We start from the raw sequence: 12,420 nt of genomic DNA, 5'->3' as shown, positions 1-12,420 counted from the left end.
AGCCCGCTTATTTGTTTCAAAAGGATTTTCACATGACCATCTCTGCCGTCGTTTTTGACATCGGGCGCGTTCTGATCGCTTGGGAACCTGAACAGTTTTACGACCGTGAAATTGGCAAAGACAAACGTATCACCCTTTTGGAAAGCGTGCCCCTGCACGACGCCAATCTAGAGGTAGACCGCGGTGCGCCCTTCAAAAAAACCATCACGGATCTGGCAGAACGCCACCCTGAATGGGCCCGTGAAATCATGATGTGGCACGACCACTGGATTGAAATGGTAACCCCGGATATTCCACATTCTGCGCGCCTTTTGCGGGCACTGCGTGCCAAAGGCATTCCTGTCCTTGCGTTGTCAAATTTCGGGATTGAAACATTTGAAATCGCCAAGGTGGAATATCCGGTGCTAACCGAATTTGATCAGGCATTTATCTCGGGCCATCTGAAATGCATCAAACCCGATGCGGAAATTTATGAAATTCTGGAACGGGAGACCGCCGTTTCGCCAACAGAATTATTGTTTGCGGATGATCGCCCGGAAAATATTGAAGCCGCCGCAAAGCGTGGCTGGCAAACGCATCTGTTCACCACACCAGAAGGCTGGGCAGAGCGTCTTGTTCAAGACGGGCTACTCACCAAAGAGGAAGCAGCATGAGTCTGCCGTTCGTAGATTTTCAAACGGGCGAAGCCCTGCTGGACTGGCCCGGCTTTGCCAAAGCTCTTGCAAAGGGGCACGAACACCCAAAAGCGTCAGTTGATGACACATTTCTATATCGCGGCGAGGACACGTTATTAAGCCGCGCGGCTTGGATTGATGGGCTGGGCATGGCGGTGAAAACGGCCACGATCTTTCCCGGCAACCCCAAAACAGGCAGCCCGATGGTGAACGGCGCGGTGACGCTTTATTCTGATCAAAATGGCATGCCCGAAGCCCTGATTGACTTCCATCTGGTTACCAAATGGAAAACAGCAGGCGACAGTCTGCTTGGTGCGTTGCGCCTCGCTAATCCCGACAGCCGCCGTATTCTCATTGTCGGCGCAGGCACAGTGGGTGCCTCCCTGATTGAAGCCTTCTCAGCCTGCTACCCCAAAGCCCAATTCCAAATCTGGAATCGCACAAATGCAAAGGCGGAAACCTTGGTAGCGCAATACCCCGAAACTGCAGCTGTGCCGGATCTACGCACCGCTGTGGAAGCTGCAGATATTATTTTGACCTGCACGATGTCATCTACGCCACTTGTCTTAGGCGATTGGCTGCGTCCGGGGCAGCATCTCAACCTGATCGGTGCCTACCGCCCAGACATGCGGGAAACCGATGACCAGGCTCTGTCACGTGCACAGATCTATACGGATAGCTTTGACACCACGCTTGACCACATCGGGGAATTTAAAATTCCCCTGTCGCAAGGCAAGATTACGCGCAGCGATGTGCGGGCCGATTTCTATGCGCTCGACCAGTTTCCAGAATATGATCCCAATCAAATCACACTGTTTAAAAACGGCGGCGGTGCGCATCTGGATCTGATCACCGGCCGCCATATTCTGGATCTATGGAAGGCCCAAGACACCCATTGAAATGCATGCGGATCAGGCAGCAGCAGCGACCAAAGGCTTCTCTCGTATCGGCAAATGCACAATCGCGCTAAAGGCCCCGACGGCGACGCCAATCCACCACACAAGGGTGTAGTCTCCATAGACGTCATACATACGTCCGCCCAGCCAAACACCCATAAAGCCGCCCAGCTGATGACTGAAGAAGACGATGCCATAAAGCGTTCCCATATAGCGCAGCCCGTAGATATGGGCCACCAAACCCGACGTCAGCGGCACAGTGGCCAGCCACAACGACCCCATGACGATAGAAAAAACAATCACTGATAGCGGTGTAATAGGCAGCAGGATAAACGCGCCAGCAACAACGGTGCGCGCCAGATAAATCCCTGCCAGAAGATATTTCTTGCTGTAGCGTTTTCCAGCCCAGCCCGCCAACAGGGTTCCGCAGATATTGGCTGCTCCAATCAACGCGATGGACACCGCGCCTAGCGCCGATGTCGTTGTGATGCCCAGACCGTGTAGCAGCCCACCGGGCATGATCGGCCCACACATTTCAGTCACAAAGGCGGGAAAATGCGCTGTGATAAAGGCCAACTGATATCCGCAACTGAAAAAGCCTAGAAAAATCAGTGTATAGCTGGGGTCTTTGAAGGCCTTAACGAGGATCGCTCCCAAGCTTTCTTCCAGCTCATCCTGGCTCGCCATCTGAGGCGCTTTCATCAAAGGTAAAGTCAAAATCAGGGCCAGAACGACACCCGCAAAGACCACAAAAACCATTTGCCACGACATCCAGCCCAACAGGGCTTCGGCGGTTGGGGCCCCAATGATCTGCCCGGCAGAGCCTGCCGCCGTGACAATCGCAAGCGACATCGAGCGATGCTGTGCCGCACTTGCGCGCCCCACCACAGCCAGCACAACACCAAAACCAGTACCCGCAATGCCAAACCCAACCAGCCATTCATAGGCCTGCATTTCAAACGGGGTTGTGGCACCTGCGCTCAGCACCAATCCAGCCGCGTATATAATCGCACCGATGATAATTGCTTTTCTGTCACCAATCTTTTCGGCGACCGCACCAAAAATCGGCTGGCCAATACCCCAGGCAAGGTTTTGAATCGCAATCGCCAGCGAAAACTCTGTACGGGGCCACTGAAACTCTTCTGCGATTGGAATTTGAAACACCCCAAAAGAGGCCCGCACTGCGAAACTGATCATGATAATAATACAGCCCACGATCAAAACAGGCGTAAACAAAGGCACGCGACTTGGCATTTCAAAGGTCTCCAGACAGCCTGCTTATGTCTGACCGCGCAGCGGCAGCAGGTCAAATCAAAGCTTCTGAACACAGACTTAAGAAAAACTGATACGTGATCCTGTGGCGGGCGCAGAAAGCTTTTCATCCCCGATCGACCGCGTTATCCCTACGCCATGACCGACCTTCAGACCTTATACAAAGCCAAAATAGACGCAAACACGCTGCGCACAGACCCCGCGCAAGAGGCTGTTTTGCCTGAATTTGACCGCATCGGCACCGCGCTCAAAGCGCCTCCGGTCAAACGTGGCCTGTTTCGACGCAACACCCCCTCCCCTGCGCCAAAAGGCCTGTATCTTTGGGGCGGTGTCGGTCGCGGCAAATCCATGTTGATGGATCTCTTTGTGGACAGTCTGGGTGGCATTCCTGCGCGACGCGTGCATTTTCACGCCTTCATGCAGGAAATCCATGCGAAGATGCATGAAGCGCGCCAGAACAATATCGAAGACGCGCTGGCTCCCGTTGCCAAAGAGGTGGCACAATCCGTGCGCCTCTTGGCTTTTGATGAAATGCAGATCACCGATATCACCGACGCAATGATCGTCGGTCGTTTGTTTGAAGCTCTGTTTGCGGCTGGCGTCACCGTGATCACAACCTCCAACCGGGTGCCAGACGACCTTTATAAAGACGGGTTGAACCGCCAGCTTTTCCTGCCCTTCATTGACCTGATCAAAGACAAGATGGAAGTCTGGGAGATGATCTCGCCCACGGACTACCGGCAAGATCGCCTCACAGGGTCGGATGTCTATTTCACCCCGATCAACGCCACCACACGCCAGCAACTGTCTGATATCTGGTCAGATCTATCCGGCGGCCCTGCTGAACCGTTGATCCTAGAGGTCAAAGGACGTGAGGTAACCCTGCCTGCCTTCCGCAATGGGGTGGCCCGTGCAAGTTTCTTTGATCTTTGCGGCAAGATGCTGGGTCCCGGAGATTATCTGGCCGTCGCAGATGCCGTCAAAGTGTTGATCCTCGAAGACATTCCCCAACTCAGCCGCAGCAATTTCAACGAAGCAAAACGCTTTGTGACCCTCATTGATGCCCTCTATGAGGCCAAGGTCCGGCTAATCTGCTCCGCCGCAGCTGCGCCAGAATTTCTTTATGTTGAGGGCGATGGCGCGTTTGAATTTGAACGTACAGCCAGCCGTCTGCGCGAAATGCAGGACCGGGATTGGGGCAGGCTCTAAGTAAGAAACCCCAACCGCGCCGCGCCAGCGGCGCTTGGCCCAACGGGATAAGATCTTCAGATCGCAGCCGGGCGGGAGCCCTCGCTTGCGGCCGGGGGCAACATCAGCTGTTTTGCCGCAGAATATGCCCCGCCAGATAGAGCGATCCACAGATGAGCACACGCGCTTCCGGCGTCTGGGCCACAATCGCCTCTAGCGCAGCATTAACATCCGCAGCAGTCTCTGCGTTTAAACCCACCGCGCGTGCCGCATCACAGGTGGCCTCAGCAGGCAGCGTATTCACTTCCTCCGGGATCGTAACCGCAATCAGGCGATCAGCCTGTGCCGCCAGAGGGCGCAAATACCCGCTCACATCTTTGGTGTTCAGCATCCCGCAGATCAAATGCGTTGGGCGTTTGGGCAGCCCCGCCAGAACCGCTGCCAAAGCCTGGCCCGCCGCTGCATTGTGACCGCCATCCAGCCAAAGCTCGGCCGCGCCAGCTGTCTCAACCAAAGGCCCCTTTTGCAACCGCTGCATGCGGGCAGGCCAACTCGCCTCTGTCATGGCCGCCTCACAGGCGGTTTCATCCGCCCCAAGATGGCGCAAGACCGCAAGCGCGGCCCCGGCATTCTGGATCTGATGTGCCCCTAGCAAGTTCGGCAGAGGCAGGTCCAACAGGCCGCGCTCATCCTGATACACCAGACGCCCCCGCTCTTCATAGACATGCCAGTGCTGGCCATAGGCAATCACGGGTGCGCCCAGTCTCTGCGCCGTGGCCTCAATCACCTCCAGCGCATCCTCTGGCTGCGGACCCACAATCACCGGCACTCCGCGTTTGATAATCCCCGCTTTTTCTGCCGCAATCTTGGCAATCGTATCGCCCAAGAACTGTTCGTGATCGATCGAGATCGGCGTGATCACCGAAACCTCTGGTGTAACCACATTGGTGGCATCCAAACGCCCCCCCAGACCAACCTCAAGCAATGTGAAATCCGCTGGCATTCTGGAAAACGCCAACAGACCTGCAACTGTGGTGATCTCGAAATAGGTGATATTTTCGCCGCCATTTTTCGCGTAACATTCGTCCAGAATGTCCGTCAGATGCGCTTCTGTGATCAGTTCACCCGCCAGTCGAATGCGTTCATGAAAACGGGCTAAGTGCGGGGAGGTATAGGCATGCACCGATTTTCCCCAGCCCTCCAGACCAGCCCGGATCATCGCCTGTGTCGATCCTTTGCCATTGGTGCCGGCAATATGGATGACCGGGGGCAATGTTTCCTGTGGGTTTTCCAACGCAGCCAGCAGACGCCAGACGCGGTCAAGCGTCAAATCAATGATCTTTGGATGCAGTGCCATCATACGGGCCAGGATCTGATCGGAGGAAGAAGATGCGGTCATATATGCCTCTGACAGCTGGTTACGCGCCTCACACGCGGACAATGTGAAAACAGCCCGCCCCTGAATAGGAAACGGGCTGTTTTATTAAATGATATTCAAAACGATCAGCTGCTCGTCTGTGCGGTCTCTTCAACCGCTTCAGATGCCGCCTCCACAGGCGCAGGATCTGGCGCAGCAGCCTCGTCCGGTGCAGGCAGATCCCCAACGATCTGCGGCGGCAGCCCCATCATCATACGTGTGATGGTGATCAGCTCATCCCGCAATTCAGTACGTGGCGTGACGCGGTCCAACATCCCGTGATCCAGCAGATATTCTGCGCGTTGGAAGCCTTCGGGCAATTTTTCCCGAATGGTCTGTTCAATCACGCGTGGTCCTGCAAAACAGATCAATGCATTGGGTTCTGAAATATGCACATCCCCAAGCATTGCATATGAGGCGGTCACACCACCCGTAGTGGGGTGGGTCAGAACCACGATATAGGGCAGTCCCGCCTCTTTCAGCATCTGCACAGCCACGGTGGTACGGGGCATCTGCATCAAAGACAGAATACCTTCCTGCATGCGCGCGCCACCTGCAGCAGAGAACAGCACCAAAGGACGATGCAATTTCACCGCCTCCTCAGCCGCCGCAATGATGGCATTGCCCACATACATCCCCATGGAGCCACCCATAAAGGAAAAATCCTGCGCAGCAGCGACAATAGGCGTGCGTCCAATTTCACCGGCAGCGACCAGCATGGCCTCTTCTTCACCGGTTTTCTTTTGGGCAGCCTTCATCCGGTCGGGATATTTCTTTTGGTCCTTGAACTTCAGCGGATCCGTGATCGGCTCAGGCACGTCCACTTCGGTGAAAACACCGCCATCAAACAGCGCCTCAAACCGGGCACGTGGCGTGATATGCATATGGTGCCCGCAATTGGTGCACACCATCTGATTGTCACTCAGCTCACGGTGAAACAGCATGGTGCCGCACTCACCGCATTTCTTCCACAAATTCTCAGGGACTTCGCGGCGCGAAAAGATTGAGTTGATCCGCGGCCGGACGTAGTTGTTGATCCAGTTCATTGCTTGCTTTCGCTCGGTGCTGTTTCGGCCATCAAATAAGCTGCCTTGTCTGCAATTGCAATCAACGCCTGCCCTCCAAATAGCCTCGACGCGGGGAATTTCGCCACTTGCACCGACCCTTCCGAAGACAATGGCGGTGCTTTGGAACCTGATGTCTCAGTTCCGCCAACTCCGTTCTTGTGTGACACACATCACTTACCATATGATTTTATTCAAAAAGCCCAAGGGACAGAGACGTGCGCCGCATTCTGAATTTTACCAAGCTGACCGGACAGATTGGCGCAATCATTGCGCTCAGCGGCTGCCTGCAGTCGACAGGGCTCTCCTTTGCAACGACAGAATCGCCTTCTCGATCTCATGCAACAGGGCTTACAACAATTCGGTTTGCCGAGGAAAATGTTGTCTTATCTGCCCCGGCAGGATTTTGTTTTGACCGTGAAACTCTGGCAGAGACCCGCGAGAATGGTTTTGCGCTCTTGGCGCGCTGCGACGTGCTTTCTGCAAATACACAGTCACGCAATGCACGCGATCTTGGGCTCATCACTGCTTCTGTTGCGCCTTTAGCGGAAAATCAAACGCCGCCTGACATCGCGGCTTTAAAAGCCGCTGTTCCGACAGGAGAGATTGTTGACATACGCGAAGATCTCGCACTGCCTTTGGTCCAGGTCAAAGCCGATACAACACATCCGGTACAGGCTGCGCAAACCCATTGGCGGGGCGTCTTCACCCAACACAGGCATATGATCGCGCTGACACTTTATGCCCCGGATCGCGGCCACCTTCTGACCAAACAAGGCGCGCTTTTGCTAAGCGAGATGGCCCAACGATCAAATGCGCGCGCGCCCCAAACAAAGAACGCTGATCACGTCGCACAGAAAAGCACTGCCGCAGCTGTACTGCGCCCCCGTTTGCGCCCTGTGCTTTGAAAGCGTTTGCCAAATCATCTTAGTCTCGCGCTTGGGAAAACTTGGGCAGAGCAGCAAATTGCTGGTTTGTTTCCAACACGTCCTTCGCTAATTTAAGTAAAATCACTTCCAACAGTCAGATCGGCTGCATCACTTTGAGGGCAACATGGGGCATAGGCTCAATTGGCTGTTATTCCGGCGCAGCTTGCATCATTGGCGTTCTGAAGCGGACATGGCAACCAAGCGCTCCCTTCCCGAACTCCGCCGCATCCGGGATAAGGCGCGCCTGCTCCGTCAACAGCTAGATCGATTCCTCTTTACTGCGGATACCCGCCTTGCGTTGCCGCAAACCGGCACAAACGCATTCGCGCGCCCGCATGGCACCGATTGGAGCTGGCGCCCTGCCCTCTGGCGCAGCCCTTTGGAAATACGCGGTATCTCTTCTGTCAGCACAAAAGCGCAGCTTGGCGACGGCGTTCAGATCTTTCATGACTGCAGCACATCCGAGCTGACCCTGCGGCAATTACGCAACCGGCGCGCTGCGGATATTGCCCCCTTTGGGCTGCGACTGGATGTTTTCAAATTTGATGGATCGTTCCTGAGCCTGGCCATTGATCTGCCTGAAACTGCGCTGACCGGCCTCACCAAAGAGCATATCCTGCGCGTCAACAGTATTGTGGAATTTGAAAAACCATTACAGATTTTTATCCGCCTCAACATCAAACACGGCCCAAACACGGAACAATTGGTGCGTGAGCTACCGTTAGATGACGAAGACATCAAAGTAGAATTTGATCTTGCCTATACCAGTCTGAATGAAAATCGATTGGAAAAAATCTGGGTAGACCTGATCTTTGAAGCGGCGGAAATGAATGAAATCATTCTGCGTGATTTGACCTTTTTGCGCCAGCCTCGCGCCGCTTTCTGAGGAGCCGAAGATGACTGATTTGACCCTTGCTCCAATCCGTTTTGAAAACGCCAGATGGGAAGGCCGTGTTTCAAGCCGCAAAAAGCGCAGCACACCACCTGCCGTACAGGTGATGTGGCAGGATGCTCCCCTAAAAGGTGTTGCAATCGAGATGGTAACGCCCGGGCTGGACTGGGATCTTGTGGTTCCAATCCCTTCCGAAGCCGTGTGCGAAAGTGCCGAGGTCTTCCTGATCATCAATCCAGAGACCAACCAAACTCTGGGTCATTTCACCCTGAATGGCGGACCACCCCCAGCGGATGATCTGCGCGCAGAGGTGGAGTTGCTGCGCGCAGAGCTTGACATGCTAAAACGTGCCTTCCGGCGGCATTGTCTCGAAACCAGCTAGAGCTAAGCTAGGTTTGTAAATCGCTCCGCAATCGCTTGCATCGCATCGGCATATGGCAAGGGGCCATAGCTGGCGCGGGCCACGCCCGCTTCGCGAACGATATCAAGTGTAAGACCGCGCATCATCACGTTCACGGGCAAGGCCAGCTTTTCACAAAGCTGCGCGATCAGATCAGGATCCCGCAGGCCCGGCGCAAAAAAACCGCTTGCCCCCGCTTCGCTATAAGCTGCGGCACGCTCCAGCGCTTCAGGCAAAAGATCCGCATGTTTCAACGGATCTTTTTCTTTCAAAAACAAATCTGTACGTGCATTCACAAACAGATCCTGATGGGCCGCACGCACCGCCGCGACCCGTTCCGCCTGTCGCGCGATACCATAAAGCCCGGTCTCTCCGATGATCTGATCTTCAAAATTCACCCCAACCGCTCCGATACCAACAACACGCAGCACATTGGCGGTGATCTGTTCGGGCTCCGTCGCGAAGCCTCCTTCAAAATCAACCGTAAAGGGGAGATCCTGCCTGATTGTGATCCGCTCACACACGGTGAGCAGCAGATCCAGCGGGATTTGCTCTCCGTCACCATACCCATGTGCTTCTGCAACAGACCAGCTGCCCGTGGCCAGCGCCTTTGCCCCCGCTGCCGCAACAGCCCCCGCCGTGCCCGCATCCCAGATATTATACAGAACCAGCGGTGTTCCGGGCACGTGTAAATCTGCAAAAGCACGCGCTTTGGCCTCATATGTCATGATAATTCCCTCTCACGGTATCTATTCTCAATTTCAATCAGCCGCTGCTTTCGCCACAGGCCGCCCCCATAGCCTGTCAAATCCCCAGAAGCCGACAAGACGCGATGACAGGGAACAACAACAGCAAGCTGATTGCACCCATTGGCACGGGCAACAGCGCGTGTTGCAGTGGCGCGTCCAAGATCTGAGGCAAGCTGACTGTAGCTGCGGGTCTCCCCAGCAGGTATGCGTTGTAACATCCGCCACACGTCTTGTTCAAACGTCGTCCCATGCAAGGCAAGAGGGGTCTGAAAATGCGCACCTTGCCCCGTAAAATACCGTGCAAGTTCTGCAGCAACCTGCCGCGTCGGAGGGGGTCGCCCAAAGCCCAGCCCCCCCGGTTGCGAGGCGATCAACCGCTTCACCTCACCCGGCAAGGCCCTACGATCCACAAACTCCAACAAGTGCAATTGGTGCGGACAAGAGATGGCTACCATTGCGCCAATGGGGGTTTCGATCCAATCCGCCTGCAATAGGGCATTTTGTGAAAAACTCCCAGGAGCAAGACCAATCAAACGGGTAAAAGCTGCGCGAAACGCGCTGGCGGATTCAAAACCAGCTTCGATCTGTGCCGCTATCACAGGCTCGCCCGCTTTTAGTGTGGTGAATCCCTCGCGCAGGCGCCGCTGTCGGGCCATTTCAAGAAAGGTCATGCCAAATTGCCGTTTAAACGCACGCCTGACAGTCGAGGGATCAAACCCAAAGGCAACAACATCCGCTTCGCGCCAGCGATGGCTCGGCTCAGCGTCAAGCGCTTCCAGCAAAGGCCGCACCACCGGATCATCCCCAGCCGCCTGATGCAGGGGCTTGCAACGCTTGCAGGCGCGAAACCCAGCATCGATACACTCTGAAATGGTACCAAAAAACTGACAGTTTTCATATTTGGGTTTGCGGGCCGGGCAAGTCAGGCGACAGAAAATACCTGTCGAAGACACGCCAACATAGGCGCGCCCCTCAAATTGCACATCACGTGTCAGCAGAGCCTGATACAATATCTGGGAATCGGGAAGGTCAAACATCATGGCTCACCTTAATCTCACTCCAGTCATCCGCACCGCCGGTTTTCGGGCATCAATCTGATTTTTGACGAGATGCCACAAAGATTTTGAAAAGGAGCATATAGGAACGCATATGATTGATCACATCACATTCGGCGTGTCCGACTTTAAACGCTCTGTTGCCTTTTATGATCAGGCCTTAAAGCCTCTTGGCGTTGCACGTCTGTTTACCCCTGATCCAAGCACAACAGAGGGGGTGCAGGTCACAGGCTACGGAGACGACCGCCCGTGGCTGTGGCTGGCTGAAGAAGACACCACGACAGGAAAGCTGCACATCGCCTTTTCCGCCAGCACACGCAGCGCGGTTGACGCCTTTTACCACGCTGCACTGCAGGCTGGCGCACGCGACAATGGCCCGCCCGGTCTAAGGCCCCATTATCATCCAAACTATTATGCGGCCTTTGTCTATGATCCTGACGGACACAACATCGAAGCAGTGTGCCATATCACCAGCAGCGCCCCATAGAAAAAGAGCCGCCCAAGAGGGCAGCTCTTTCAAAGCTTAAGCTTTGAAATCAAAAGTCTTAGTTTTTAGGACCAAGGGCCGAAAGGCCTTTTAGAATATCGATCGCATAGGCCAATTGATAATCTTCTTCGCGCAGTTCCGCTGCCGCTTCTGCCTTGGCACGGTCTTCTTCAATCTGGCGAACCTCATCTTCGGTCAGACTGTCATTGTTTAGACTGCCGCGCAGATCCGCTTCGGAACGCTGGAAACGATTTGTCGCTTCTTCCTCTTCCTCAGCTTCTGTCCGACGGGGCTGTTCCACAACGATATCCGGGCTGACACCCAGCGCCTGAATAGAGCGGCCCGATGGCGTATAGTAACGCGCCGTGGTCAGGCGCATCGCACCATTGCCACGCAGCGGCATCACCGTCTGGACTGATCCTTTACCAAAGGATTTGGTTCCAACCACAATCGCCCGGCGGTGATCTTGCAAAGCACCGGCAACGATCTCAGACGCGGACGCTGACCCACCATTGATCAGAACCACCATCGGCAGGCCCTGCGCCAGATCGCCGGGTTCTGCGTTAAACCGTTCGCCATCTTGTGGATCACGGCCCCGGGTTGAAACGATCTCACCGCTTTCAAGGAAAGCATCAGACACTTTGATCGCTTGGGTCAGCAAACCACCAGGGTTGTTGCGTAGGTCCAGAACAATACCGTTGAGATTGTCGATCCCGCCGACCTCTTCGATCTGTTTCGCAATACCAGATTCAAGGTTGGGATAGGTCTGATCGTTAAAGGTAGTGACGCGCACAACAGCGGTCTGCCCTTCCGTGCGCGAGCGTACGGCGGTCAGCTTGATCGTGTCGCGAATGATGGATACATCAAAGGGCTCTTCAGCACCTTCGCGCACAACGGTGATCACGATTTCAGAGCCCACAGGGCCACGCATCAGATCAACCGCTTCATCAAGACCAAGGCCCAGAACGCTATTCCCGTCGACATGCGTGATGAAATCACCAGATTCGATCCCCGCCTCTTCGGCTGGGGTGCCATCGATGGGAGAGACAACTTTCACAAAGCCCTCTTCCTGTGTGACCTCAATTCCGAGCCCCCCAAATTCACCACGGGTCTGCACACGCATGCTCGCCGCATCATCCGGTGACAGATATGAGGAATGCGGATCCAAAGACGACAGCATGCCGCCAATGGCCGCTTCGATCAGCTCTTTTTCGTCAACTTGTTCAACATACTGAACGCGGATACGTTCAAAAATGTCCCCAAACAGATCCAACTGCTCGTAAATGCTGGTCTCGCGTGCTGTTTCCTGAGCCAGAAGCGGCCCGGCCACATAGCCCGTTGCCAAAATACCAGCCAGCGTCCCGCCAAATGCGGCCATCGCCATTTTCTTCATGAAA

General features: G+C 54.9%; 13 protein-coding genes. 7 read left to right on the top strand and 6 right to left on the bottom strand.

The window, feature by feature from the left end; translation table 11 throughout:
- Nucleotides 1–32: 32 nt before the first annotated feature.
- Both BLP79_RS11080 and BLP79_RS11075 read left to right on the top strand, forming a co-directional pair.
- On the top strand, nt 33–653 hold the full coding sequence (locus tag BLP79_RS11080; RefSeq protein WP_090218972.1) for an HAD family hydrolase: 621 nt from the start codon (nt 33–35) through the stop codon (nt 651–653).
- Nucleotides 650–1,573, top strand: coding sequence for an ornithine cyclodeaminase family protein (locus tag BLP79_RS11075; protein ID WP_090218971.1), 924 nt, complete (start codon nt 650–652; stop codon nt 1,571–1,573). Before BLP79_RS11080 ends, BLP79_RS11075 begins: the two co-directional genes overlap by 4 nt.
- A gap of 12 nt (nt 1,574–1,585) precedes the next feature.
- Here BLP79_RS11075 and BLP79_RS11070 read toward each other — a convergent pair whose 3' ends face one another.
- Nucleotides 1,586–2,824: an MFS transporter gene (locus BLP79_RS11070; protein WP_090218968.1), complete on the bottom strand. Its 1,239-nt coding sequence runs from the start codon at nt 2,822–2,824 to the stop codon at nt 1,586–1,588.
- 156 nt (nt 2,825–2,980) lie between these two features.
- Between BLP79_RS11070 and zapE the strand changes: the two genes are divergently transcribed.
- Nucleotides 2,981–4,051 (top strand): cell division protein ZapE, encoded by a 1,071-nt coding sequence (zapE, locus tag BLP79_RS11065; RefSeq protein ID WP_090218966.1) that lies wholly within the window; start codon nt 2,981–2,983, stop codon nt 4,049–4,051.
- A 103-nt stretch (nt 4,052–4,154) separates the two neighbouring features.
- On the opposite strand, the gene BLP79_RS11060 is transcribed toward zapE, so the two are convergent.
- Together BLP79_RS11060 and accD are read right to left on the bottom strand one after the other, a co-directional pair.
- Complete coding sequence (locus tag BLP79_RS11060; RefSeq protein ID WP_090218965.1) at nt 4,155–5,429, bottom strand: bifunctional folylpolyglutamate synthase/dihydrofolate synthase; 1,275 nt, start codon at nt 5,427–5,429, stop codon at nt 4,155–4,157.
- 104 nt (nt 5,430–5,533) lie between these two features.
- The gene (gene accD / locus BLP79_RS11055; RefSeq protein ID WP_090218963.1) at nt 5,534–6,493 is read right to left on the bottom strand and encodes an acetyl-CoA carboxylase, carboxyltransferase subunit beta; all 960 of its coding nucleotides are present in this window, start codon (nt 6,491–6,493) and stop codon (nt 5,534–5,536) included.
- Between the two features lie 236 nt (nt 6,494–6,729).
- Here accD and BLP79_RS11050 point away from each other — a divergent pair, with 236 nt between their 5' ends.
- The 3 genes from BLP79_RS11050 (at nt 6,730) to BLP79_RS11040 (ending at nt 8,714) form a co-directional block, all read left to right on the top strand.
- A complete protein-coding gene (locus tag BLP79_RS11050) occupies nt 6,730–7,419 on the top strand; it encodes a hypothetical protein (RefSeq protein ID WP_090218962.1) in 690 nt (229 codons plus the stop codon).
- Nucleotides 7,420–7,564: 145 nt separating this feature from the next.
- On the top strand, nt 7,565–8,326 hold the full coding sequence (locus BLP79_RS11045; RefSeq protein WP_090218960.1) for a DUF6478 family protein: 762 nt from the start codon (nt 7,565–7,567) through the stop codon (nt 8,324–8,326).
- Nucleotides 8,327–8,336: 10 nt separating this feature from the next.
- Nucleotides 8,337–8,714 (top strand): hypothetical protein, encoded by a 378-nt coding sequence (locus BLP79_RS11040; RefSeq protein WP_090218958.1) that lies wholly within the window; start codon nt 8,337–8,339, stop codon nt 8,712–8,714.
- A 2-nt stretch (nt 8,715–8,716) separates the two neighbouring features.
- Here BLP79_RS11040 and BLP79_RS11035 read toward each other — a convergent pair whose 3' ends face one another.
- Together BLP79_RS11035 and BLP79_RS11030 are read right to left on the bottom strand one after the other, a co-directional pair.
- Entirely contained in the window at nt 8,717–9,460 is a 744-nt protein-coding gene (locus BLP79_RS11035; RefSeq protein WP_090218957.1) for an isocitrate lyase/PEP mutase family protein, read from the bottom strand.
- Nucleotides 9,457–10,521: a bifunctional transcriptional activator/DNA repair enzyme AdaA gene (locus BLP79_RS11030; protein ID WP_090218956.1), complete on the bottom strand. Its 1,065-nt coding sequence runs from the start codon at nt 10,519–10,521 to the stop codon at nt 9,457–9,459. Before BLP79_RS11030 ends, BLP79_RS11035 begins: the two co-directional genes overlap by 4 nt.
- A gap of 109 nt (nt 10,522–10,630) precedes the next feature.
- On the opposite strand from BLP79_RS11030, the gene BLP79_RS11025 reads away from it, so the two are divergent.
- Complete coding sequence (locus tag BLP79_RS11025) at nt 10,631–11,023, top strand: VOC family protein (protein WP_090218954.1); 393 nt, start codon at nt 10,631–10,633, stop codon at nt 11,021–11,023.
- 58 nt (nt 11,024–11,081) lie between these two features.
- On the opposite strand, the gene BLP79_RS11020 is transcribed toward BLP79_RS11025, so the two are convergent.
- On the bottom strand, nt 11,082–12,416 hold the full coding sequence (locus BLP79_RS11020) for a S41 family peptidase (RefSeq protein ID WP_090218953.1): 1,335 nt from the start codon (nt 12,414–12,416) through the stop codon (nt 11,082–11,084).
- Between the last annotated feature and the right edge of the window lie 4 nt (nt 12,417–12,420).

The organism is Epibacterium ulvae (assembly GCF_900102795.1).
Classification (GTDB): domain Bacteria; phylum Pseudomonadota; class Alphaproteobacteria; order Rhodobacterales; family Rhodobacteraceae; genus Epibacterium; species Epibacterium ulvae.
Note: the sequence above shows the minus strand (reverse complement) of the source record. Positions and strands in the feature narration are given on the sequence as shown.